Raw genomic sequence first — 24,526 nt, 5'->3', positions numbered from 1 at the left:
CTCACCTGAAGCCGAATGCGTGCGGCAACGCCATCGAGAACCACGGCACGTAAGTCACCAGCATCAACACCGCGAACATCACCCAGTAAAACGGCCAGATCCCGCGCATCACCTCGTCCACCGAGACCTTGCCGATGGCACAGCCGACGAACAGCGTGGTACCGACCGGCGGCGTCAGCAGGCCGATGCCGAGATTGAGCAGCATCACGATGCCAAAATGCACGGGGTCGATCCCGAAACTCTTCACCACCGGCAGCAGGATCGGTGTGCAGATCAGCAGCAGCGGCGCGAGATCGAGCGCAGTGCCGAGGATCAGCAGCATGATGTTGAGCCACATCAGCAGCACGTATTTGTTCGACGAGATGGCGACGAAGAACTCGGTCATATGCGCCGGCATCCGCATCATCGCAGCGACATAGCCGAAGCACGACGCGGTCGCGACCAGCGTCAGCACCATCGCTACCGTCTGGAGCGTCCGGTAGGTCAGCATCGGCAGCTCGGACCATTTGTAATCGCGATAGATAAACATCGTGACGAAGAAGGCCCAGACGCACGCCACAGCGCCAGCCTCGATCGGCGTGAACACGCCTGTAAGAATGCCACCGAGCACGATCACCAGCGTGACGATGCCCCAGGTGGCATCCCCCAGCATCTTCAGCGCCTGCTTCACTGGCACCGGCTCGCCCTTCGGATGACCATCGCGATAGGCAAAGTAGAGACACAACAGCATGATCGCGAAGCCAAGCAGCAGCCCGGGCACGATACCTGCCAGGAACAGGCTGGTGATCGAGACTACGCCGCCGGTCGCCAGCGAATAGATCACCGCATTGTGGCTCGGCGGCACCAGGATCGCCTGGACCGAAGCGGAGATCGTCACATTGGTGGCGAACACCCGTGGATAGCCTTTCGCAGCCATCTGCGGGATCATCACCGAGCCAATCGCCGACGTATCCGCGACCGACGAGCCGGAGATACCGCTCATAATGGTTGTAGCCAGAATATTGACCTGGGAGAGGCCGCCGCGGATGCGCGTGAAGCCGACCACGACGGCTGCAAAATCCACCAGCCTTCGGGCCATGCCGCCTTCTGCCATGATGGCGCCGGCCAGCACAAAGAACGGCACGGTCAGCATCGACACCTTGCCGACGCCGCTGGAGAGTTGCTGCATCACGGCTGCAACGGGCAGATCGATCCACAGCGCACCGACCAGCGCCGAAAGCGCCAGCGCGAAGGCGATCGGCATGCCGACGGCGAAGAACAGACACATGCTGAGCAGAAGAACGGCGATGTCCATGTCGGATTTTCTTTGTTATGGCTGGAGCTGATCGGCGAAGCTAGTCGAGAGGTATGTGTGCGTCGCTGCCATCCTGCGGCGGCGGACCGATGGTCAGGCGTTCGACGACAAAGAGAAACATCATTGCGCCGGAAACGGGGATCGGCATGTAGGTGATCCCGACCGACAACCAGGGAAATTCATCCACCGAATTGCCCCAGGTGGTCATCACCAGCTTCATGCCCCAGATCACCATGAACAGTGCCACCGCAGCCATCAGCAACTCGCTGATGAAAGCAGCTACGACACGCGCGTGAGGCGGCAGCAGGTTGGTACCTACGGTCATGTTCATGTGGATGCGCTGGCGATAGCAGTTGGCAGCGCCAATGAAAGTCACCGCTATCGTCAGCAACACCGCCAGAGGCTCCGGCCACGACGCCGCGCTGTTCAAAATGTAGCGGGTGTAAACAGCCCAAGGGATAATCGCGGAGATCAGCACAAGCGCCAGGCAAGAAAACACGGCACCGGACCAGTACAGTGCGTTCATGGCGCGGCGGAACGCGTAAGCCACACCATGGCTGGCCGTATCGGCATGATGACTGGATGCAGCCGGCAGTTTGGAAACAACGTCAGACATGAAGACCTCAGGTAACGCGACGGAAGCGCAGGCCTATCCTGTCGTCCCCGCGAAGGCGGGGACGACACATTGAGAACATGCCGCTAGCTCACCGCAGCAATGCGCTTGGTCATCTCGGCGTATTTCGCGCCATATTTGTCCCACACCGGCTTCACGGCATCGCGGAACGGCTGCTTGTCGATGGACGTGACGATGTCGGTGCCGACTTCCTTCATCTTGTCCAGCGCGGTCTTCTCCGCCTCATACCAGAGCACGCGCTGTTCGAGCTGCGCTTCGCGGCCAGATTTCTTCAGCAGCGCCTGATCGTCCGGCGTGAGCTTCGCCCATGACGCTTTCGAGAACACCAGCAATTCCGGAATGATCAGATGCTCAGTCATCGAGAAATACTTGGCGACCTGGAAATGGTTCTGCGCCACGAAGGATGGCAGATTGTTCTCGGCCCCATCGACGACGCCGGTCTGCATGGCACTAAACACCTGATCGAAGCCCATGGCGACGCCGTTGCCACCTAGCGCATTCATGGTGTCGATAAACAAGGGATTACCGATCATCCGGATCTTGAGACCCTTGAGATCGGCGAGCGTCTTGATCGGGCGTTTGCTGTTGTAGATGTTGCGCGAGCCGGCATTCATCCAGCCAAGCGCGACCAGACCGGTTTTTTCATTAGTCGTGATCTTGTTCAGCAGCTCGGTGCCGATCTCGCCATCGAGGACCGCTTCCATGTGCTTGGAATCGCGAAACACGAACGGCATGTTGAAGACGTTGACGTCATCGACCACGGGGCCGACCGCACCGACAGAGATACGGGCGATCTGCAGAGCGCCGACCTGGGCCTGCTCGATGGCTTCCTTCTCGCCGCCAAGCTGCATGGAGGGAAACATCTGGATGGTGAGCCGGCCGCTTGTGGCGGCATCCAGCTTCTTGCCCATGCGGACCACGGATTCGACCGTGGGGTAGCCGAGCGGGTGGACGTCAGAGGCCTTGAGGACCATCTTGGCCTGCGCCTGCGCAGGCGTGAACCGCCCGAGACCGGTAGCGCCAACCGCGAGCGCGGCCAGTCCGCCTTTGACGACATCTCTTCTCTTCATGGACGAAATCCTCCCTGTGAATTTCCCGATGCGGCGCGTTGGCCATTATTCTGGTTCGCCCCTTTGCGGGGTCGATCTTGTCACAATTCTAGAAGCGTGCCGGCCCGCCGTCCATCAGCTTGTATCGGCAGCGCACCCCAAAAGTTGTACGATGACCCGACATCTAGCACCGACATCGGAGGCCGGCAAGCGCGTGCTCGAGCGGCCGCGCAGAACTAAAGTTCAACCCGAGGTGCAGCGCGAAGAGAGCGGCATCTCGGCCTCATTTTCGCAGGGGTGTTGGGTACCCGCTGATTGATTGGTTGGAATCGGTGTAGAGAGAGACATCTGTCACGACAGGAGCCCACCGTGCCAACTGAACGCTTTCAATTCCCCGGCGCGGCCGGCCATATGCTGGCGGCGGCGCTCGACCTGCCCGATGGCGATGTCCACGCGTACGCGCTGTTCGCGCATTGCTTCACTTGCGGCAAGGATGTGCTCGCGGCGCGGCGTATCTCCGCGGCGCTGACGCTCAAGGGCATCGCCGTTCTGCGCTTCGACTTCACTGGCCTCGGCTCCAGCGAGGGCGATTTCGCCAATAGCACCTTCTCGTCGAATGTCGCCGATCTCGTAAAAGCCGCCGACCATTTGCGGGAAATACGCCAGGCACCGGCAATCCTGATCGGCCACAGCCTCGGCGGCGCAGCGATCCTCTCCGCCGCTGAACAGGTGCCGGAAGCCAAGGCCGTTGTCACCATCGCGGCGCCCTCCGATCCCGCGCATGTCACCGACATGTTCTCCGAACATGTCGACGCGATCCGCGAAAAAGGCGAGGTCGAGGTCAAGCTCGCCGGTCGGCCATTCAGCATCAAGCGTGAGTTCCTCGACGATATCGCCGAGCACAATCTGATGGCCAAGGTGACCAGGCTCCACAAGGCGCTGCTGATCATGCATGCGCCCACCGACGACACAGTGGGCATTGACAACGCCACAAGGATTTTCGTCGCTGCCAAACATCCCAAGAGCTTCGTCTCGCTGGCCGGTGCCGATCACCTGCTCACGCAAAAGCATGACGCGATCTATGTCGCCGATGTCATCGCGGCCTGGGCCGGGCGCTATCTCAATGCGGTCGCCATCGCGCCCGTAGCGAGCCTGCCCGATGAGCCGCGCAAGGTGGTGGTGAGCGAGACGCGCGCCAGCAAATTCCAGCAGGTCATCACTGTCGGCCCGCATCAGATACTCGCCGACGAGCCGATCGCCGCCGGAGGCGAGGACACCGGACCCGGTCCATATGATCTGCTGCTCAGCGCGCTCGGCGCCTGCACCGCGATGACCATGCGGCTCTATGCCGAACGCAAGACATTACCGATGGACCACGTCACGGTGACGCTGAACCACAAGAAGATCTACGCCAGGGATTGCGAGGAATGCGAGACCAAGGACGGCATGCTCGATCAGATCGAGCGCGTCATCACGATCGACGGCAAACTCAACGCCGAGCAGCGCGCAAAGCTCATGGAGATCGCTGACAAGTGCCCGGTACACCGGACACTAACATCTGAGATCAGGATCGTGACGACAGCAGCAGAGTAAGCGTGTCGCTGACGCGCCTTTACCTATTAGGGTCCGGATAGACCAAGCTGCGCCAGCCAGAGCGATCGAACGGCGCCCACGCGCCTTCCTTCTGCGCGAGACGCTCCGCCACTGCATAGACGACAGCGGGGTGATGCCCCATCCCGCAATGGCTGCTCTCGACCTCGATGCTCTCCGACATCGCCGACGGCTTCTCTACGCAGCCCTGCCAGGCACAGACGCCGTCGGTGCGGCTGTAGATCGCGGTGGTCGGGACCGGCGGCGTATCGGCGAGCGAGCCACCGAAATCGTCGTCGGTGTCGTCGGCGCGTTTGCCGCTGGCGAATTCATAGACACGCCAGGCATTGGTGGATTTCGGATGGCCGGCAAACGGGCTGCCCAGCGTGATCACCGAACGGACGCGGTCCGGCATCATCTTGGCGAGCTGGCGTGCGTAAAGGCCGCCGAGACTCCAGCCGACCAGACTCACCTTGCGGCCGTGGGTCTCGTTCATCTCTTTCAGCAATTCGACCATGCTGCCCTGCACACCGTCGCGCAAACCGAGATTGCGGCCCTGCTTCCAGCCGCTGACGGCATAGCCGCGGCCCTTGAGGAAGGTGCGGAGCGGACCTGTCGAAACATCAGAGGCCACAAGGCCCGGCAGTACCAGTACCGGATGACCATCGCCACGCGGCGCGAGATTCAGCAGCGGCAGCGCACCCAGAAACGCGCCGAATTCGTGGACCGCACGGCCTTCAAGAAACATCAGGGTTTTCGATGGGGGACGCTGCGCCTGGGCCGTAGCCGACATCTGATTTCCTCTCGCCGGCGCGTTGGCCGGTCATATCGATTGATTTGAAAGCAGCCTCACAGGGAGGGAATCACACAACGCACCGAAGCAACTATCAGTTCACTCAAGTTAAGGTCGGGTTTGTGGCAGTTCAAGCGCATCCCGATACCCCCGGCGCCTCACTTTTCCGCAATGCGGAACTGCTCTCACAGCAGTCGCAACAGATATTCGATCGTGTAGAGCGCCAGCCCGGCGAGCCCGCCGATCAGCGAACCGTTGAAGCGGATATATTGCAGATCGCGGCCTATATTGACTTCGATGACACCGATCAGCTGCTGCATGTCCCAGCCCTTCACCTGGTCGGCGATAAAACTCGACACGCCGCTTTTCTGATCGGCGATGAACGTGCGCAACACCACGACGATGCCCTGGTTGATCTCGCCGCGCATCTCGGCATCCGCGCGCAGCGCTGCGCCGGCCTCGACGAATACATTGGCCAGATGATGTGCCAGTACATTGCTTTCACCTGATGCACTGCGCTCGATGAAGCTGCGCGCATTGTTCCAGAGATTACGTCCTAGTTCGGCAAGCTCGGAGCGCGCCAGCAGATCGCGCTTCAACCCATCGATACGGCCGGTGAAGCCGGGCTCGGTCTCCAGCCGATCGACGAAGGACAGCAGCATGCGGTCGAACTCGCCACGGAACGGATGCGCAGGATCCTTGCGTACATCGTCGAAGAAGGTCGTGGCCGACGCGACGATGCGCTTCAGCAGGAACGCATCGGCGCGGTAGAGTTTGAGCAACGTCGGCAGCTCGTCGCGAATCTTGTTCTTGATGACGGCTAGCGTGTCCGGCTCGGTCAGCGCGCCATGCATGGCGCCGAGCAGATTGTCGAGCAGGCCCTGATGGCGACCATCCCTGATGAAGCCCCGCATGGTGCCGGCAGCGATGGGCGCGAGATCAACCGACTGCAGCTGGGTCATCACACGGCGTGTGATGAAGGTTTTGAGACCAGACGTTTCCGTCGCCGACATCGCCTCCGGCAACAGCCGCAGCAAGAAACGCGCGAGATCGGCGCTACGCTTCTTGTCCCTCAGCCAGTCTGCAACGAAACTCGCAAAATCCACCTCACGTAATTTGGCCTCGACCGGCCCGGCTTCGAGGAAATGCACCTCGATGAATTCACCCAGCTTGTCGGCAATGCGATCTTGATTCGCCTGGATGATCGCGGTGTGCGGAATCGGCAGACCCATCGGCCGACGGAACAGCGCGACAACGGCGTACCAGTCCGCCAATCCGCCAATGGTGGCCGCTTCCGCGAAGGCCGCAACGAATCCGAACGCGGGATGAATCGGCAGCAGGATTTTTGCCGTTATGAACACCACCAGACAGCTCGCCAGCACCAGTGCGGCGATCGCCTTCACGCGTCGCAACTCTGCTGCGCGCGCAGCGTCGCCGGGACTCGCGAAAGACGAAAAACTGTTTGCGTCCATAGGCTTCCTCAACCGGTCAAGATGGCCGGTTCCCGCTGTTAACATAATGTCGGACAATGTGAGTCACTGTCGTTAACCTTTCTTAAAGATGTCGCTCGCGGAACCTGCTCCGCGTGGTAAATCTCGATTCGAACTTGCGAGGCGCGCTTCGCTTTGATGAGCGCCGAAGACCGTTTTGGGAATTTCATGAGCGAATCATTGTCGTACCGCCCCGCCCGCGATCCGCTACCGGATCAGGAACAGAAGCAGGCCGCGCTGAGCTATCTCAACGAAGCCTGGGCGGAAGCACGACATGACGGCGTCGATGGCGACTGCCTCGCGCAGGCCAGCCTGTTCGCGGCCTTTGCCGAACTCGTCGGCACCTATGGCGAGGACGCCGTGGCGAAGTTTGTCGAGGGTCTTCCGGGCCGCGTGCGCAATGGCGAATTCTCGCTGACACTGGCACGGCAGTAGTCATATAGCTCTGACTGTCGTCGCCCGCTTTCGCGGGCGATCCAGCCTGAGATACCTTATGCCTTCAGCGTTTCCAGGAATTTCACCGTCTCGCCCTGCGACGGCGTGACCAGTTCGCCCTGCCACATCACGCGGCGGCCGCGCACGAAGGTGCCGACGGGCCAGCCGGTGACCTTTACACCGTCATAGGGCGTCCAGCCGGCCTTCGAGGCTACCCAGTCATTGGTGATGGTTTCGGTGCGTTTCAGATCCACGATGGTGAAGTCGGCGTCATAGCCCGCCGCGATGCGGCCCTTCATGGCGATGTTGTAGAGCCGCGCGGGACCTGCACTCGACAGATCGACGAAGCGTGCCAGCGACAGGCGGCCGGCATTGACGTGATCCAGCATGATCGGCACCAGCGTTTGCACGCCGGTCATTCCCGAGGGCGACGCCGGATAGATTTTCTTCTTTTCCTCGAGCGTGTGCGGCGCGTGGTCGGAGCCGAGCACATCAATGATGCCCTGACTGATGCCGTTCCAGATGCCGTCGCGATGGCTGGCATCGCGCACCGGCGGATTCATCTGCGCCAGCGTGCCGAGGCGCTCATAGCATTCCGGCGCCGCCATGGTCAGGTGATGCGGCGTCGCCTCGCAGGACGCGACGTCCTTGTGGTCGCGCAAATATTCGATCTCTTCTTTCGTCGAGATATGCAGCACATGGATGCGCTTGCCGGTCTCGCGCGCAAGGTTGACCAACCGCTGCGTCGCCATCAGCGCCGCAGTCTCGTCGCGCCAAACCGGGTGCGAACGGGTGTCGCCTTCGATGCGCAGGTTCTTGCGCTCGTTGAGGCGATATTCGTCTTCCGCATGGAAGGCGGCGCGGCGCTTGATGACCTGGAAGATGCGGCGGAGGCTGTCGTCGTCCTCGACCAGCAGCGCGCCGGTGGATGAGCCGATGAACACCTTCACGCCGGCGCAGCCGGGCGCGCGTTCGAGCTCCGGCAGATCCTGCACGTTCTCGCGGGTACCACCGATAAAGAAGGCGTAATCGCAATGCATGCGATGATGGCCGCGCTTCACCTTGTCGGTGAAAGTGGCTTCGTCAATGGTCAGCGGATTGGTATTCGGCATTTCGAACACGCCGGTGACGCCGCCCATCACGGCGCTGCGTGATCCAGTCTCCAGGTCTTCCTTCTGCTCGAGGCCCGGCTCGCGGAAATGCACCTGGGTGTCGATCACGCCCGGAAGGATGTGCAGCCCCTTGCAGTCGATCACTTCAGCGGTCGAGGCCGCACCGAGCGATCCGATCGCCGCGATTCGGCCATTGCGAATGCCGATATCGCGCGCACCCTCGCCGTCCTGATTGACGACGGTGCCGTTCTTCAAAATGGTGTCGAATGTCTGGGTCATCTGGTCTCGTCACAGCCTGTGAATGCCGCGCAGGATGAGCGCGGGCCTTGTTGTCGGCATCTTAGCGGCTTAACTTTAGCTGTCATATCCGCCAGCCGTGATTCACCCCCGTTTCCCGGCTCGTTTATTGGATTTTTCGAGATTTTCCAAATGAAAGCAGCGTTTCTCCCCGATCGGGGTGTGGTGAAAATCGCCGGCGACGACGCCCGCGGTTTCCTCAACAACCTCGTGACCTCCGAGATCGAGGTGGTGACGCCGGGCACCGCGCGGTTCGGCGCGCTGCTGACGCCCCAGGGCAAGATCATCGCCGACTTCCTCATCACCGAAGCACCGGCCGGCCATGGCGGCGGGCTCCTGATCGACTGCCCGCGCGAACTGGCACAACCGCTGGCCACCAAGCTCGGCTTCTACAAGCTGCGCGCCAAGGTGACGGTGGAAAATCTCTCCGATGCGCTCGGCGTACTCGCGGTGTGGGACGGCGAGCCCGGCATGAAGCCGGACCTGACTTTTGCCGACCCGCGCGACGGCGCGCTCGGCTATCGCATCCTCGTGCCGCCCGATCTGGTCCCGAAGACGGCCGCGCTGGTCGGTGCCGAACTGGTCGATGCATCAACCTATGAAGCGTACCGCATCAGGCTCGGCGTGCCACGCGGCGGAGCTGATTTCGCCTATGGCGATGCGTTCCCGCACGAAGCCAATATGGACAAACTCTCCGGCGTCGATTTCGACAAGGGTTGTTACATCGGCCAGGAGGTCGTCTCCCGCATGCAGCATCGCGGTACGGCGCGCACGCGCATCGTCGGCATCACGCTGGATGGCGCGGCGCCGGCTGCCGGCACCGAAATCCGCGCTGCGGACAAGCCGATCGGCACCATGGGCTCGTCTGCCGATGGCCGTGGCCTCGCCATGATCCGCACCGACCGCGCCAGTGATGCGCTCGATGCCGATGCCGCTTTCCTGGCCGGCGACATCGCCATTCATCTCGCCGACGCCGCTGCCGTACGCGCGCTGGCCACGAAGAAGACCCCCGCATGACCAAGCCCGCGATCACGCATGCCGACGGCAGGACGCGCTGCCCGTGGCCGGGCGAAGATCCATTCTATGTCGCCTATCACGACACCGAATGGGGCGTTCCGGAATATGACGACCGCGCGCTCTACGAGAAGCTGATCCTCGATGGCTTCCAGGCCGGCCTCTCCTGGATCACCATCCTGCGCAAGCGCGACAATTTCCGCAAAGCATTCGATAACTTTCAGCCGGAAAAAATCGCGCGCTACAGCGAGAAAAAAGTTCACGCGCTGATGAACGATGCCGGCATCGTGCGCAACCGCGCCAAGATCGAAGGCGCGATCCTCAGCGCCAAAGGCTATCTGAAAATCATGGAAGAAGGCGCCGGCTTCTCGAAATATCTGTGGGACTTCGTGGACGGCAAGCCACTGGTCAATAATTTCAAGACCCATGGCAGCGTGCCGGCCTCGACACCGCTATCGGCCAAGATCTCCAAGGATCTGCAGAGGCGCGGCTTCAAATTCGTCGGCCCGACCATCGTCTATGCCTTTATGGAGGCCACAGGCATGGTCAACGATCATCTCGTGACCTGCTTTTGCCACGAGGCCTGCATGGGCCTGAAGCGCAAGCCGCGCCTCAAGGCGAAGTAGCAGCAAGAAACTCAAGAACAAGAACCGATGGCCAAATCGAAATTCTCCACTGACGTCGCCACCCGCGCCTGGCAACGCATGCTGTCGGGCCGGCGGCTTGATCTGCTCGATCCCTCGCCGCTGGATATCGAAATTGCCGATATTGCCCACGGGCTCGCGCGCGTCGCGCGCTGGAACGGGCAGACCCACGGCGCTCATATTTTCTCGGTGGCACAGCACACGCTTCTCGTGGAAGCCGTGCTGCGCGAGCAAATGCCGCGCGCTGATGAGCGCGTACGGCTCGCGGCCCTGCTGCATGACGCGCCGGAATATGTCATCGGCGACATGATCTCGCCTTTCAAGGCGGTGATCGGCGGCGACTACAAGGTAATCGAAAATCGCCTGCTCGGCGCCATCCACATCCGCTTCGGCCTGCCGCCGGTGCTGGAGCCCGGGATCACCAAGCAGATCAAGGCCGCCGATATGGGCGCCGCGTATCTGGAAGCCACACGCCTTGCAGGCTTCAAGGAAGCCGAAGCAAAGCGTCTGTTCGGCAAGGATCCCGGCCTCTCGGAAGCCATGGTGGAAGATTACCTGACGCCGTGGTCGGCGGGGAAGGCTGAGAAGCGGTTTCTGGCAAGGTTTGAGGCGCTGCTGGCGTAATTTAAACTCCGTCATGCCCGGGCATGACGTGGAGAGAACGGGGCGTTATAACGACGCTCAACAAAAGGTTCCCCGATGATACACGTCTGCTCGCTGGCCGATCTGCATCCCACCGTGAAGGACACGGCCGCGAGCCACGTGCTCACCATCATGGCCAATGTCGCGCAGGTGCAGCGACCGCCGTCTATTTCGGAGGCCAATCATCTCAGGGTGCAGGTCGACGACATCACCGAGGCGATGGACGGCTTTGTCGCACCGAACGAAGGCCATATCGCCCAGGTGCTGGACTTCGTTCGCGGCTGGGACCGGGCCTCGCCGCTGGTGATCCATTGCTATGCCGGCATCTCCCGGTCCACCGCCAGCGCCTTTGCCGCCGCCTGCATGCTCAATCCGGACCGCGACGAGCGCGACATTGCGCTACGAATCCGCGCGGCCTCGCCGATCGCATCCCCCAACCGCCTGCTCGTGACCCTCGCCGACAAGGCGCTGGGCCGCGGCGGCCGCATGGTCCGCGCGCTCGACGAGATGGGCCCCGGCAATCTGACCGTGATCGGCAAGCCGTTTCGCCTCGATCTGGATTAATTCCAGCAATTGCGCGCCAAATACACGGATCGCGTGAACTAAAGTTCTCCACGACAACACATAGAGTTGCCATGTCCCCGGACGTCGTTCCGGGGCATGATTGGCGCGCGTCCTGCTCTCTGAGGGTTTGATAGTCGATGTTCGATGATTTCGGTTTCGTAACGCTGGTGATTGCTATCGTTGCCTTCATCTTCGCGCGCAAGGCGCGCAATGAGGTGAAGGTGCTGCGCGCCCGGCTCGATGCCTTTGATACGACACCGCGTGTGGTGACCACGACCGCCGCAGCAACTCCGGACCGCACAGCGACCGCACCGGACATTGCACCCACGCCTGCTCTCTCAGAGACATCGACCGAGGTAATCCGCGAAGCCGCACCCTCGATCCAGCCGGATGTCCCTGCTCACGCTACGCCCGAACCCGCCGCGCCTGTGGAAGCCCCTGCGGCCGGCCCCGGCTTTGAGGAACGCATCGGCACGCGCTGGGTCGTCTGGGTCGGCGGCCTCACGCTGGCACTCGGCGGCTTCTTCATGGTGCGCTATTCCATCGAGGCCGGCCTGCTCGGCCCCGAAGTGCGCGTGCTGCTCGGCGGGTTGTTCGCGCTGGCACTGCTCGCCGTCGGCGAATTTGCGCGCCGCAAGGAAAGTCTGTCTGCGATTGCACCGCTGCCCATCGCCAATATTCCGGCGATCCTCACAGCGGCCGGCACTGCCGTCGCCTTTGCGACAGTCTATGCGGCCTATGCGCTATATAACTTCCTCGTCCCCGGCACGGCCTTCGCCCTGCTCGGCATCGTCGCCATGTGCACCATGGCCGCGGCATTGCTGCACGGCCCGGCGCTCGCGGGCCTCGGCATCGCCGCCGCTTTCGTCACGCCGGTGCTGGTGTCGTCCGGCAGGCCGGATTACTGGGCGCTGTATATCTATCTCGCCATCGTCATGGCTGCCGCCTTCAGCCTCGCGCGTATCCGGCTGTGGCGCTGGCTGGCGCTGACCACCATCGCCTTCGCCACGCTATGGACCCTGCCGGGCCTCGACGCTGGCACGCCATCCCTAGCACCGCATACATTCCACGTCCTCGCCGGCTTCCTGCTTGCCTCGCTGCTGGTCGTATGCGGCTTCCTGTACGGCCCGCCGGCTGAAGAAGGCCGCATCGAAGGCATCTCATCGGGCGCACTCAGTGCGAGCTTGCTCAGCGCGACGCTGGTCGTACTTTCCAGTTTTCATGCCGACATGACCATGGTGACATTCGCGCTCGTCGTCGCCGGCACGCTGTTCGTCGCCTGGTACGCTCAGGCCGCCACCGCGGCTGTTGCCGTGGCCGCAGGCTTCGTCGCCGTCGTATTTCTGGAATGGGCCATCCAGGGCAATCTCGACATGCTGGTGCTGCCCGGCGGGCCGCTGGCGGGCATCGGCGCCAGCCCGGTGGAGAGCTCGGTGTCGCTGCATCTGGCATCTGCCGCGCTCTTCGCGGTCGGCTTCGGCGCGCTCGGCTTCCTCGCCCAGGGCCGCTCCGTCAGTGCCGTCATTCCGGTGATCTGGTCGGGCGCCGCGGTGTTCACGCCGCTGGCGCTGTTGATCGCGCTCTATGCCCGCATCGCGCATCTCGATCGCTCGATCCCCTTCGCCATTCTCGCCGTCATCATCGGCGCCGCTTTTGCCGCAGCCACCGAACTGCTCGGCAAGCGCGAGCCACGCCCGGGCCTCGCGATCTCCACCGCGCTGTTCGCTACCGGGACGCTCGGCGCGCTGGCACTGGGGCTGACCTTTGCACTGGAGAAAGGCTGGCTCACCATCGCGCTGTCGCTGATGGCGCTGGGCACAGCCTGGATCTCCATGCAGCGGCCGATCCCATTCCTGCGCTGGCTCGCAGCGATCCTTGCCGGCATCGTCGTCGCCCGCATGGGGTGGGAGCCCCGCGTGGTCGGCGATCTCGTCGGCACCACGCCGATCTTCAACTGGCTGCTGTGGGGCTATGGCGTGCCGGCTGCCTCGTTCTGGGCCGCCAGCATCCTGATGCGCCGCCGCGGCGATGATGCGCCGCTGCGCATGGTGGAATCCGCCGCGATCCTGTTCACCGTGCTGCTGGCCTTCATGGAAATTCGCCATCTCGTCAATGGCGGCAACGTCTATCGGTCGTCGTCGGACCTCACAGAAGTCGCATTGCAGGTCTGCGTCGCGCTCGCCATGGCCATTGGGCTGGAACGGCTGCGCATCCGCAGCGGCAGTATCGTGCATAATGTCAGTGCGGTGCTCCTCACGCTGTTCGCAGGCATTGCGACGCTCGGCGGATTGCTGTTCATCACCAATCCCGGCATCTGGCGTATCGATGTCGGCGGCGTGATCTTCAACCTGCTGCTGCTCGGCTATGCCCTGCCCGCGGTGCTCGCTCTGCTGCTGTCCTATGCCGTCGCCGGCCGTCGCAAGCCGGCCTATGGCAATACCATCGCTGGTGGTGCGCTGGTGCTAGCCCTGATGTATGTGACGCTGGAAATCCGCCGCATCTATCACGGCCCGATTTTCTACAACGCCTCGATCACCGATGCCGAGCAATATACGCTGTCGATCGCGTGGCTGGGCTTTGGCGTCGTGCTGCTCGGCATCGGCATCCTGTTCAACTCGCAGCGCGCGCGGCTCGCCTCCGCCGTGGTCATCGCATTGACGATCCTCAAGGCGTTCCTGGTCGATATGTCGTCGCTGACGGGCGTCTACCGCGCACTGTCCTTCATGTGCCTCGGCCTCGTGCTGGTGGCCATCGGCTGGCTGTATCAGCGCATCCTATTCTCGAGACGCACACAGCCCCCCGCTGCGGCCCCTGCAACGGAAACCTGATGCCTCCCCGGCGCAATTCTCGCTTGCGCATTCCCTGTGATCGTCAATGATACCGATCTCGGCGATCCCCGGCCCTAAACCGGGGATCGCCGTATAAAAGCATCCGCGCAGCAAGCGCGAGAGCCCAAAAAGATCGGGAGCCCATGAACGTCCAGGGAAAGATCGCCACAGATCCATCCGTCGAAAACGCCGCCGAACATGTCGATGTGATCGTCGTCGGCGCCGGCATCTCCGGCATCGGCGCCGCCTATCATTTGACAAAGCAGAATCCGGATATGCGTTTTCTGGTTCTGGAAACCCAGGACAGTTTCGGCGGCACGTGGCATACCCATCGTTATCCCGGCATCCGCTCCGACAGCGACCTGCACACCTTCGGCTATCGCTTCAAACCCTGGACCTCAGCGCCCATTGCCACCGCTGTGGAAATCCTGCGCTATATGGGCGATGTGATCGCCGAGAACGGCCTCGGCGCGCATATCCGCTATCGGCACAAGATCCTGTCCGCCAACTGGTCGAACGCCGACAAGCTCTGGACGCTCACTGTCATCCGCCACGACACCGGCGAAACGCTGTTCTTCACCACGCGCTTTCTCTGGATGTGTCAGGGGTACTATAATCACAATCAGGGCTACACGCCGCAATGGCCGGGCATGGCCCGGTTCAAGGGCCGCATGGTGCATCCGCAGACCTGGCCGGAGAATCTCGACGTCACTTGCAAGAAGGTCGTCGTGATCGGCTCCGGCGCCACCGCAGCGACCTTGGTGCCGGCCATTGCCGATAAATGTGCTGAAGTCACCATGCTGCAGCGCTCGCCGACCTTCTTCATCACCGGCCGCAATGCCAACGCACTGGCAGAGACGCTGCGCCAGCTGGACGTCGACGAAGAATGGGTCCACGAGATCGTCCGCCGCAAGATCCTGTTCGATCAGCAGGCCTTCACCAAACGCACCAATAGCGAGCCGGAGGTGGTGAAAGAGGAACTGCTGAAGGGCGTCCAGGCCTATCTCGGCAAGGACTACGACATCGCCACACATTTCACGCCCCGCTACCGGCCGTGGCGGCAGCGCATCGCCTTCATTCCCGATGGCGACCTGTTCCAGAGTATCAAGGCCGGCAGGGCGACCGTGGTCACCGACGAGATCGAGACTTTTACCGAGGGCGGGATCACGCTGAAATCAGGCAGGACGATCGACGCCGACGTCGTCGTCACCGCCACCGGCTTCAATCTCAATGTGCTCGGCGATATCACGTTCTCCATCGATGACGCACCGCTGAATTTCTCGGATACCGTGACCTATCGCGGCATGATGTTCACCGGCGTGCCGAACATGGTGTGGATCTTCGGCTATCTCCGTGCCAGCTGGACATTGCGCGTCGACCTCGTCGCCGACTTCGTCTGCGGGCTGTTGAAGCATATGGAAGCGACCGGCGCCGCGACCGTCACGCCACAACTGCGGCCGGAAGACCTCGACATGCCGTTGCTACCGTGGATCGACCCCGAGGATTTCAACCCCGGCTACATCATGCGCGGCATGCACCTATTGCCAAAGCGCGGCGACAAGCAGGAGTGGCAGCACAACCAGGACTACTGGAGCGACAAGGACGTATTTCCGGCCATCGACTATGGCGATCCGATCTTCCGATACAGGTAACAAACGTTCAACACATCGCGCATTTCTCCAAGCATTGCGCAAACATAATTGACCATCATGAAACCGTTTCGCGGTTCAGCTATTGCTGCAGTGCGACCATTCGGTTCCAATCACAGTTGGACCGAAAGCATCGCTGCATCAGCCCGCCTCCCGGCGGAGAGCCAATTCTAGAAATCGGAGCTCCCATGTCGAAAACTGTCGCGGATGAGATTGTCCATGTGCTTGAGACGATTGGCGTACAGCAGATTTTCGGCCTGATCGCCGACTCGCTTAATCCCTTGGCGGACTCGGTCCGGCGCAGCAAGATCGAATGGGTTGGGGTCCGCCATGAGGAAGGCGCGGCACTCGCTGCCGCTGGCCAGGCCAAGCTCACCGGCAAGCTCGGCGTATGTGCCGGCTCCACCGGGCCCGGCAGCACGCATCTCGTCGCCGGCCTCTATGAAGCGGCGCGCGATCACGCCCCGGTGCTGGCACTCTCGGGCGAAATGGCGCGAGCAGCGAAAGGCGTCGACTTCTTCCAGACCACCGAACCGGACCTGCTGTTTCGCGACGTCGCGCTCTACACCCAGACCATCACCACCGCCGCGCAGGCGCCCGGTGTGATCCATCAGGCGATCTCCACCGCCTATGCCGGCCCTGGCGTCGCGCATCTGACGCTGCCTGTCGACGTGCTGTCGTCGAAAGCCGAAGGGGCGACGGCGAGCCTTGCCACGCTGGTGCCGCGCGGCGAGATTCTGCCGAATGATGCCGCCATACAGGAAGCCGCCCGCCGCATCGACGAAGCCGGCAGCGTTGTCATCATGTGCGGCCATGGCGCCATCGGCACCGCCGAATTGCTACGAGCCTTGAGCGACAAGCTGAAAGCACCGCTCATGCATTCGGTGCGCGGCAAGGAAATCATGGCATTCGACGATCCACGCTGGATGGGCGGTCTCGGCATGATCGGCACCAAGGCCGTCTACAATGCCGTGCATGATTGCGACCTTCTGGTGATGGTCGGCACCGACTATCCCTATTCGAACTTTCTGCCACGCAAGGGCAATGTCATCCAGATCGATGTGCGCGCCGAAGCGCTCGGACGGCGCACGCCGACGAGCCTTGGTGTGATCGGCTCGGCACGCCCCGCTCTGAAGATGCTGCTCGACAAAGTGCAGACCAAGACCGACGGCAAGTTCTTCGAGACAACCAGCCATGCCCGCAAGAAGTGGGACGAGATGCTCGACAAGCAGGCCGACCCGGCCCGCAGCAAGAACAAGATCCACCCGCAGGCCGTCGCACGCATCGCCAGCGACCTCGCACGTCCCGATGCAATCTTCGTGTTCGACACCGGTCTGAACACGCTGTGGTCGGCCAACTGGATCCGCCAGAACGGCACCCAGCGCATCATCGGCTCGTTCAACAATGCCGCGGTCGGCACGTCCGTCGGCCAGGGCAACGGCGTGCAGATCCTCGATCGCAGCAAGCAGGTCATCGTGCTGACCGGCGATGGCGGCTTCAACATGCTGATGGGCGAGTTCATGACGGCCGTGCAGCACAAACTGCCCATCAAGGTGATCGTCTACAACAATTCGGCCCTGGGCCTGATCACGCTGGAAGCAGAAAGCATCGGCTTGGCGCCGTTCCGCGAGGCCATCGAATTTCCCAATCCGGATTTCGCCGCGCTGGCGCGCGCCTGCGGCGCGCAGGGCTTCACGGCCAAGCAGCCGGGTGACCTCGAAAAGGCCATCGCCGATGCACTGGCCTGCGACGGGCCGGCAATTGTCGATTGCGTGGTCGCCGCTGACGAGATCCCGAACCTGCCGCATATCGACGCCGCCATGGTTGGCAACTACGCGCTGGCGAAGATCAGGGAAGCGGTGATGGCCGTCACGGGCTGAGGCACAAAGTGTTCGGTAAAAATACACTTCCGCGGCTCTGCTCAATTTCTCGCCGAGAATAATCCAGCCTGCCCAAAGCCGGGGCAAAACACTTCAAGCCTCAAGCTATCCGCAGAAAACCTGCGCGATTGCTTGAGGCTTTTTCGCGCTCAAGGTGGCACGCAGCTTGCGTATGTGCGGTACCCAGGAAACCGCATCATGCCGCCGAAACAAGTTCAGCTCACCGTCCAGAACATCAGCAAGTCGTTTGCCGGCAAGGGCGGCGACGTCAATGTGCTCGACGACCTCTCCTTCACCATCAACGAGCGCGATTTCGTCAGCATTATTGGCCCCAGCGGCTGCGGCAAGACGACCATCTTCAACATCATCGCCGGCCTGCTGGAGCCCGATGGCGGCACGATCACCTATCGCGGCAAGGAAATCGAAAGCCTGCGCGGCCGCGTCGGTTACATGATGCAGAAAGACCTGCTGTTTCCGTGGCGCACGGTGATGGGCAATGTGTTGCTCGGGCTGGAGACGCGCGGCGTCGACCAGAAGGAGGCCGAGGAGAAGGCGCGCGAATATCTCAAGCAGTTCGGTCTCGCCGGCTTCGAGAATGCCTATCCCAAGACCCTGTCCGGCGGCATGCGCCAGCGCGTGGCGCTGATCCGTACGCTGATCATGGATCCTGACATCCTGCTGCTCGACGAGCCGTTCTCGGCGCTTGATTACCAGACACGGCTCTATCTCGAAGGCGTGCTGAAGGACGCCGTCCAGAAATTCAACAAGACCGTTATCCTCGTGACCCACGATATCGACGAAGCCGTGGCGCTGTCGAAGCGCGTCGTCGTGCTGTCCGGCCGCCCGGCACGGGTGAAGGTCGTGCATGAGATCGACATCGAGGCAACCTCACCCATCACCGCACGTAACGACGTGAAATTCTCCACCTATTTCAAGACGCTTTGCGCCGAACTCGATATCCAGACGGAGACAACGTCATGAGCCTCGTGATGTCCGGCACATCCGCGCGCAAGAAGACCGCACCGCGCAAGTCCCGCAAAAAGCGATCGACCTTCGACACCACGCTCGGCCGCGCCGTGCTGCAATTGCTCGCCGTCGCAGTGTTCTTCGCGCTATGGGAGCTCGGCGTCCATGCCGGCTATATCTCGGCATTTTTGATGGGGTCGCCATCTGGCATCTTCGCCACGTTCTACAAGCTGGTCCTGAGCGGCGAACTGCTGTCGGATTCCTGGTACACGCTGTTCGAGGCCATTTTGGGCTTCATCATCGGCACCATCTTCGGATCGCTGTTCGGTCTGGCGCTGTGGTATTCGGTGTTCGTCGCGAAGCTGGTGGAGCCCTTCATCGTTGCCATCAATTCCGTGCCGAAGATCGCGCTCGCGCCCATCGTGGTGCTGTGGTTCGGCACCGGCCTGATATCGAAGGTCGCACTCGCCGTTTCGCTCACTGCACTGGTAGCGCTGATCGCCGCTTATCAGGCGGCCAAGGATGCCGACGTCGATTTGCAGTCGCTGATGATCTCCATGGGTGCCGACAAGCATCAGGTGTTCTGGAAGGCCGTAGTGCCATCCACACTGCCGTCGATTATCGCCACCTTCCGCATCAATATCGGCTTCGGCCTGGTCGGCGCGGTGGTCGGCGAATTCATCTCGTCGCAGCGCGGCCTCGGCCACATGATCTTCCTCGCCTCCAGCCTGTACGACCTCAACTCGGTCTGGGTCGGGTTGTTCACGCTGATGATCCTCGGCTTCGTGCTCTATTACGTCATCGACATCATCGAGCGCACTTCGCTGCCATGGAAGCAGGCCACCACCTCGCATCAGGTCCAGGTTTAATCCCTCTCTTTCCACCATAACGGAGACGTTCTATGTCGTTGTTGAAGCGTATCACCGGTGCGGTCGCGCTGGCTGGAATCCTGCTCGCCACGCCAGCGATGGCGCAGAACAAGAAGGTGGTGTTGTCGCAGGCCTTCCAGTCGATGCTGTACCTGCCGCTCTATGTCGCCATTAACGAGGGCTTTTTCACCGCGCAGGGCCTCGACCTTACCAAGGAAACCGCAGGCTCGCCCACGGTCGCACTCTCGGCGGTGATCTCCGGCAGCGCACAGTTCTCGATCCATGGCCCGGAATGGACTGCCATTGCGGCCTCCAAGGGCGCGCCGGTCGGCATCATCGCCAATGTGGTCAACGGCGCTGCGGTGTGGATCGCCACCGCGCCGGATTTCAAGTTCACCGACGTCAAGAGCCTGAAGGGCCAGAAAGTGGTCGTTGGCACCATGCCGACCACCAGCACCTCGCTGTTCCTGAAGCTCTTGAAAGAGAACGGCATGGACGGCAAGACCGATGTGGAGATGATCCCCGTCGCGATCGGCAGCGAACCGGGTCCGTTCCTCGCCAAGCAGGCTGACGTCGCCGTGATGTATGAACCTGGCCTGGATCAGGTCGTCGCCAAGGGCATGAAGGTGGTCTACGGCTTCCCGAAGAGCTACGGCGCCTATGCATTCTCGTCGGTGACGGCGCGCAATGACGTCAATCCGGATCTGGCGCAGCGCGTCACCAACGGTATGGAAATGGCCATGCGGTTCATGAAGAAAGATCCTGCCAAGACCGTGGCCATTGCGCAGAAGGAATTTCCAACGCTGGATCCCGCGGTGATCGAGTCCGCCGTCAAGCGTATGCTGGCCGACGGCGTCTATCCCGACAGCGTCGATATTTCTGCGCCCTCGCTGAAAATCTCCATGGACACCCAGATCGCGCTCGGCAATCTCGCGGCCCAACCCGACTATGACAAGTTTGTCGTGAAGAAATATATCGAGCCCGCATTGGCGATGAAGTAATATAGAAAAGGTGCGCAGCCACGCGGCTGCGCACCTCTCTTAATCCCAGAAGAAACGTTCAGGACGACACGACATGACGAATGCAACCGCGCGCACTGCAACATCTGGCGCGGGGGTTCTGGACCTGCTGCGGCTGTTCAAGGGCAACACATCTGCGGCAGATCACTACGCATCGGAGCGGCTCGCACAAGCCAAGGCTGCCGAGCCCATACTGAGGGCCTTTGAGGTCCTCCCCACCGACACCGTGCGCAAGCCGGGGCCGCTCTCCGGCATTCCCGTCGCCGTCAAGGACATCATCGCCACCACCGACATGCCGACTACCAACGGCTCGGCCGTCTATGCCGATCACGTGCCATCGGCCGATGCATGGGTCGTAGAACGGTTGCGCAATCTCGGCGCCACCATTTTCGGCAAGACGGTCTCCACCGAATTCGCCTGGCGGCATCCCGGCCCGACCACCAATCCATGGAATAGCAAGCACACACCGGGCGGCTCGTCTTCCGGCTCGGCGGCGTCCGTGGCCGCCGGCATCGTACCGCTGGCGCTGGGAACGCAGACGCTGGGTTCGATCATCCGTCCCGCCGCCTTCAACGGCGTCGTCGGATTCAAGCCGAGCTTCGGCGCTATCCCTCGCAGCGGCGCGCATCATCTCAGCCAGTCGCTCGACCACATCGGCTTCTTCGCGCGCAAGGTCGACGACGTGGCCTATGCGCTGTCACTCATTGCCGGCACCAGCAACAGCGATCCGCATGGCGCGCCGGTGCCGGCCTTTGAAATCTCCGTTGAGCGCGGCGTGCCACCGCTGCCGTCGCCGCGTCTTGCGGTGGTGCGCTTTGCCAAATTCGCCAAGGCCGAGAGCGAACAGCAACAGGTGTTCGAGGCCTCTGTCGCGCGACTTCGCAGCGCCGGCGCGTCGATCGAGGAACTTGAACTGCCCGAACTGGATCGCAGCAACTGGGACGCGATCAATACGATTCTCGCGGCCGAAGGCGCGGTGATCTTCGTCGATCTCGTCGCGCGCTATCCGGACAAGACCAGCGATCACCTGAAGAAGCTGGTGGAAACCGGCAGCGCCATCAGCGCCACTGCCTATCTCAAAGCCAAGGCGTTGCAGACGAAGCTGCGCGCGGACTTCACCGCGCAGATGACGAACTACGACGCTGTGCTGACACTGCCGGCCTATGGCGAAGCACCGGAAGGGCTAAGCTACACGGGCGACGCCGAATATTGCGCGCCATGGACTCTGATCGGCGTGCCCGCGCTGTCGCTGCCCGCCGGGTTCGGCAAGAACCATCTACCGCTCGGCCTGCAGGTGGTCGGGCCCTATCTGAACGACTTGCGTACACTGCGTGTTGCGAAGTGGATCGAGAGCGCGCTGGCGTTCTCGCCGGGACTGCCCGAGATCAAATAGCAAAAGGCCCTCGTCCAATCTCGGGCGAGGGCCTCAGCTTGATGTTTACTTCTTCACCGCGCCATCAGGATGTGTGGGATCGACCCACAGCACCGTCTCCGGCTTCTCCACCGGTTCGATATCGATATTGATAGCGACCGCTTCGCCGTCGCTGCGCACCAGCACGCATTCGAGCACTTCGTCAGCGCTGGCGTTGATCTCCTGATGAGGCACGTAAGGCGGCACGAAGATGAAATCGCCAGGACCGGCCTCCGCGGTAAATTGCAGGCGATCGCCCCAGCGCATCCGAGCCTTGCCCTTCACCACATAGATGACGCTTTCGAGATGGCCGTGATGATGCGCACCGGTCTTGGCATCCGGCTGGATCGACACGGTGCCAGCCCAAAGTTTCTGCGCACCCACGCGCGCGAAATTGATGGCCGCCGCGCGGTCCATGCCTTTGGTCGATGGCACGTTGGTATCGAGGTTGTCGGCGGGAATGACGCGAATGCCGTCGTGCTTCCAGCGATCTGGATCATGATCGTGAGAATGATCATGCGGATGATCGTGCGGATGAGTGTGATCGTGGCCGTGACCGGACATTTCAATGCCTTCTTGGGTTCCGAAGAAATGCTGCCACCGCATGCGGCATCACGCCCCCGGGAGTGAGGAACATTCAATTGAGCTGGCAATTATCCCTGCGAAGCTCAAGCAGCGCATATCGAGAATGGTCTCGGAACTGCGTCTGCAACATGACAGGAGTATCCCATGGGTGCCACCGCAGACAAGATCAAGGGAACCGCGAACGAAGCCATCGGCAAGGCCAAGCAGGGCATCGGTGAAGCGACCGGCTCCGAGCGCCTGCAGGGCGAAGGTCTGATCCAGGAAGGCAAGGGCCACGCGCAGAAGGCCGTCGGCGATGTCAAGCAGGCCGCCAAAGACGCCGCCGATAAGGCTTCGGACTTAGCACACCGCAAACTTTAACCAATTCCAACCGGCGGAGTTTTGACTCCTCCGTCGGTCGCAGGTGACGCTGCAAAAGAAGCCGGTCCCAAGAGGGGCCGGTTTTTTGCTGTCCGTCGGCTCGTTACGCCAACAGGCCCGGTAATGACATAGGTCAATACCTGCGCAGGCGAGCATCCGGCCGCAAGCCCTGAGGGCACGATATTTCGGCGAGTTCCCGGACTTCCCCCTGGCTGGTCCGGCTGGTAAACCCCCGCGATGTTCAAGGTCGCCGCCCTCTATCAATTCGCCGCGCTGCCGGATTTCCGGCAATTGCGCGAGCCGCTGCGCTCATTCTGCGTCAATCTCGGCATCAAAGGCTCGATCCTGCTCGCCGAGGAAGGCATCAACGGAACCGTGGCAGGCACCGACGCTGCCATCGACACGCTGGTGCGCGAACTTGAAACCGGCGTGATGTTCAGCGACCGGCTGAACCATCTCGAGTTGAAATTTTCCCGCGCCAGCCTGATGCCGTTCCTGCACATGAAGGTGCGGCTGAAGAAGGAGATCGTCACCCTCGGCGATCCCCGGACCGATCCGACCAAGACCGTCGGCACCTATGTCGACGCCGCCGACTGGAACGAGCTGATCTCCGACGAGACCACGCTGGTGCTCGACACGCGCAATGCTTTCGAAGTGGCGATGGGCACGTTCGAGGGCGCGGTCGATCCGGAGATCGCAAGCTTCGGCCAGTTCAAGGATTTCGTCGCACGCACGCTCGATCCCGAGAAGCACAAGAAGATTGCGATGTTCTGCACCGGCGGAATCCGCTGCGAAAAGGCGAGTTCGTATCTGTTGTCGCGCGGCTTCGCCGACGTCTATCACCTCAAGGGGGGCATCCTGAAATATCTCGAGGAGATCCCCGAGGCCGAGAGCCGCTGGCGCGGCGAATGCTTCGTGTTCGACCAGCGCGTCGCGCTCGGCCATGGCCTCGTCGAAAGCCAGTCGATCAAGCCTGACTTGCCGATCAATTCGGAAGATTTTGCGATGCTGCGGGAGAGCGCATCCGATGAGTGAGACTGCAAAAGACCTGACAGGCTTGCGCGAACGTATCGACGCGCTCGAAACTCGCGTCGCCTATCAGGACGACACGATCGAGACGCTGAATGCGACGATCACCGCCCAGTGGAAACAGATCGACATGCTGACGCGGCAGGTCGCCACGCTCGGCGAGCGGCTGCAGGAAGCCGAAAGCAACAGCGGTGCGCCACGGAATGAACCTCCGCCGCATTATTGAGGGCATTCTTCCTTCTCCCCTTGTGGGAGAAGGTGGCTTCGCGCAGCGAAGCCGGATGAGGGGTACAGCGGGCTCGGAGCTTGCGGTACCCCTCACCCGTCTCGACCGCTCCGCGGTCGATCCACCCTCTCCCACAAGGGGAGAGG

23 protein-coding genes are annotated in these 24,526 nt (G+C 61.9%); 16 read left to right on the top strand and 7 right to left on the bottom strand.

Annotation, left to right across the window (positions count from 1 at the left end; translation table 11 throughout):
* Position 1 precedes the first annotated feature (1 nt).
* The 3 genes from AB8A38_RS23670 to AB8A38_RS23660 form a co-directional block, all read right to left on the bottom strand.
* Entirely contained in the window at positions 2 to 1,294 is a 1,293-nt protein-coding gene (locus AB8A38_RS23670) for a TRAP transporter large permease (protein WP_089265860.1), read from the bottom strand.
* A gap of 40 nt (positions 1,295 to 1,334) precedes the next feature.
* On the bottom strand, positions 1,335 to 1,910 hold the full coding sequence (locus AB8A38_RS23665; RefSeq protein WP_439087631.1) for a TRAP transporter small permease: 576 nt from the start codon (positions 1,908 to 1,910) through the stop codon (positions 1,335 to 1,337).
* Between the two features lie 83 nt (positions 1,911 to 1,993).
* Positions 1,994 to 2,998, bottom strand: coding sequence for a TRAP transporter substrate-binding protein (locus tag AB8A38_RS23660; protein ID WP_439087630.1), 1,005 nt, complete (start codon positions 2,996 to 2,998; stop codon positions 1,994 to 1,996).
* 348 nt (positions 2,999 to 3,346) lie between these two features.
* Here AB8A38_RS23660 and AB8A38_RS23655 point away from each other — a divergent pair, with 348 nt between their 5' ends.
* Positions 3,347 to 4,570, top strand: coding sequence for a bifunctional alpha/beta hydrolase/OsmC family protein (locus AB8A38_RS23655; protein WP_315843875.1), 1,224 nt, complete (start codon positions 3,347 to 3,349; stop codon positions 4,568 to 4,570).
* Positions 4,571 to 4,589: 19 nt separating this feature from the next.
* Here the strand turns inward: AB8A38_RS23655 and AB8A38_RS23650 are convergent, their stop codons facing one another.
* Positions 4,590 to 5,360, bottom strand: coding sequence for an esterase/lipase family protein (locus tag AB8A38_RS23650; RefSeq protein WP_315843876.1), 771 nt, complete (start codon positions 5,358 to 5,360; stop codon positions 4,590 to 4,592).
* A 185-nt stretch (positions 5,361 to 5,545) separates the two neighbouring features.
* Complete coding sequence (locus tag AB8A38_RS23645; protein WP_439087629.1) at positions 5,546 to 6,832, bottom strand: DUF445 domain-containing protein; 1,287 nt, start codon at positions 6,830 to 6,832, stop codon at positions 5,546 to 5,548.
* 186 nt (positions 6,833 to 7,018) lie between these two features.
* Between AB8A38_RS23645 and AB8A38_RS23640 the strand changes: the two genes are divergently transcribed.
* The gene (locus AB8A38_RS23640; RefSeq protein WP_068730348.1) at positions 7,019 to 7,285 is read left to right on the top strand and encodes a hypothetical protein; all 267 of its coding nucleotides are present in this window, start codon (positions 7,019 to 7,021) and stop codon (positions 7,283 to 7,285) included.
* A 56-nt stretch (positions 7,286 to 7,341) separates the two neighbouring features.
* Here the strand turns inward: AB8A38_RS23640 and AB8A38_RS23635 are convergent, their stop codons facing one another.
* Positions 7,342 to 8,676, bottom strand: a complete 1,335-nt coding sequence (locus AB8A38_RS23635) for a dihydroorotase (protein WP_439087628.1) — start codon at positions 8,674 to 8,676, stop codon at positions 7,342 to 7,344.
* A 150-nt stretch (positions 8,677 to 8,826) separates the two neighbouring features.
* On the opposite strand from AB8A38_RS23635, the gene ygfZ reads away from it, so the two are divergent.
* The 11 genes from ygfZ to AB8A38_RS23580 all read left to right on the top strand — a co-directional run bounded on the left by ygfZ (position 8,827) and on the right by AB8A38_RS23580 (position 22,162).
* Positions 8,827 to 9,711 carry a CAF17-like 4Fe-4S cluster assembly/insertion protein YgfZ gene (gene ygfZ / locus AB8A38_RS23630; RefSeq protein WP_439087627.1) on the top strand — a complete coding sequence of 295 codons (885 nt, stop codon included), beginning with the start codon at positions 8,827 to 8,829 and terminating at the stop codon, positions 9,709 to 9,711.
* Positions 9,708 to 10,334, top strand: coding sequence for a DNA-3-methyladenine glycosylase I (locus AB8A38_RS23625; RefSeq protein ID WP_439087626.1), 627 nt, complete (start codon positions 9,708 to 9,710; stop codon positions 10,332 to 10,334). The genes ygfZ and AB8A38_RS23625 overlap by 4 nt, the downstream gene beginning before the upstream one ends.
* 27 nt (positions 10,335 to 10,361) lie before the next feature.
* Complete coding sequence (locus tag AB8A38_RS23620; RefSeq protein ID WP_439087625.1) at positions 10,362 to 10,976, top strand: hydrolase; 615 nt, start codon at positions 10,362 to 10,364, stop codon at positions 10,974 to 10,976.
* 75 nt (positions 10,977 to 11,051) lie between these two features.
* Complete coding sequence (locus tag AB8A38_RS23615; RefSeq protein WP_439087624.1) at positions 11,052 to 11,558, top strand: tyrosine phosphatase family protein; 507 nt, start codon at positions 11,052 to 11,054, stop codon at positions 11,556 to 11,558.
* 137 nt (positions 11,559 to 11,695) lie between these two features.
* Entirely contained in the window at positions 11,696 to 14,386 is a 2,691-nt protein-coding gene (locus AB8A38_RS23610; protein ID WP_439087623.1) for a DUF2339 domain-containing protein, read from the top strand.
* A gap of 143 nt (positions 14,387 to 14,529) precedes the next feature.
* On the top strand, positions 14,530 to 16,038 hold the full coding sequence (locus AB8A38_RS23605) for a flavin-containing monooxygenase (RefSeq protein WP_439087622.1): 1,509 nt from the start codon (positions 14,530 to 14,532) through the stop codon (positions 16,036 to 16,038).
* Positions 16,039 to 16,223: 185 nt separating this feature from the next.
* Complete coding sequence (locus tag AB8A38_RS23600) at positions 16,224 to 17,915, top strand: thiamine pyrophosphate-dependent enzyme (RefSeq protein ID WP_315843885.1); 1,692 nt, start codon at positions 16,224 to 16,226, stop codon at positions 17,913 to 17,915.
* A 198-nt stretch (positions 17,916 to 18,113) separates the two neighbouring features.
* Positions 18,114 to 18,896: an ABC transporter ATP-binding protein gene (locus AB8A38_RS23595; protein ID WP_089265846.1), complete on the top strand. Its 783-nt coding sequence runs from the start codon at positions 18,114 to 18,116 to the stop codon at positions 18,894 to 18,896.
* On the top strand, positions 18,893 to 19,750 hold the full coding sequence (locus tag AB8A38_RS23590) for an ABC transporter permease (protein WP_439087621.1): 858 nt from the start codon (positions 18,893 to 18,895) through the stop codon (positions 19,748 to 19,750). The genes AB8A38_RS23595 and AB8A38_RS23590 overlap by 4 nt, the downstream gene beginning before the upstream one ends.
* 32 nt (positions 19,751 to 19,782) lie before the next feature.
* A complete protein-coding gene (locus AB8A38_RS23585; protein ID WP_439065052.1) occupies positions 19,783 to 20,751 on the top strand; it encodes an ABC transporter substrate-binding protein in 969 nt (322 codons plus the stop codon).
* Positions 20,752 to 20,824: 73 nt separating this feature from the next.
* Positions 20,825 to 22,162, top strand: a complete 1,338-nt coding sequence (locus tag AB8A38_RS23580; RefSeq protein WP_439087620.1) for an amidase — start codon at positions 20,825 to 20,827, stop codon at positions 22,160 to 22,162.
* Between the two features lie 45 nt (positions 22,163 to 22,207).
* Here the strand turns inward: AB8A38_RS23580 and AB8A38_RS23575 are convergent, their stop codons facing one another.
* Positions 22,208 to 22,744: a cupin domain-containing protein gene (locus tag AB8A38_RS23575; protein ID WP_439087619.1), complete on the bottom strand. Its 537-nt coding sequence runs from the start codon at positions 22,742 to 22,744 to the stop codon at positions 22,208 to 22,210.
* Positions 22,745 to 22,909: 165 nt separating this feature from the next.
* Here AB8A38_RS23575 and AB8A38_RS23570 point away from each other — a divergent pair, with 165 nt between their 5' ends.
* From AB8A38_RS23570 to AB8A38_RS23560, 3 genes are all read left to right on the top strand, one after another.
* Entirely contained in the window at positions 22,910 to 23,125 is a 216-nt protein-coding gene (locus tag AB8A38_RS23570) for a CsbD family protein (protein WP_439087618.1), read from the top strand.
* 237 nt (positions 23,126 to 23,362) lie between these two features.
* Positions 23,363 to 24,160, top strand: coding sequence for an oxygen-dependent tRNA uridine(34) hydroxylase TrhO (gene trhO / locus AB8A38_RS23565; RefSeq protein ID WP_439087617.1), 798 nt, complete (start codon positions 23,363 to 23,365; stop codon positions 24,158 to 24,160).
* Positions 24,153 to 24,380 (top strand): SlyX family protein, encoded by a 228-nt coding sequence (locus AB8A38_RS23560; RefSeq protein WP_068728893.1) that lies wholly within the window; start codon positions 24,153 to 24,155, stop codon positions 24,378 to 24,380. The genes trhO and AB8A38_RS23560 overlap by 8 nt, the downstream gene beginning before the upstream one ends.
* Positions 24,381 to 24,526 lie beyond the last annotated feature (146 nt).

Origin of the sequence: Tardiphaga sp. 839_C3_N1_4, from assembly GCF_051811045.1 — a bacterium.
GTDB lineage: Bacteria > Pseudomonadota > Alphaproteobacteria > Rhizobiales > Xanthobacteraceae > Tardiphaga.
Note: the sequence above shows the minus strand (reverse complement) of the source record. Positions and strands in the feature narration are given on the sequence as shown.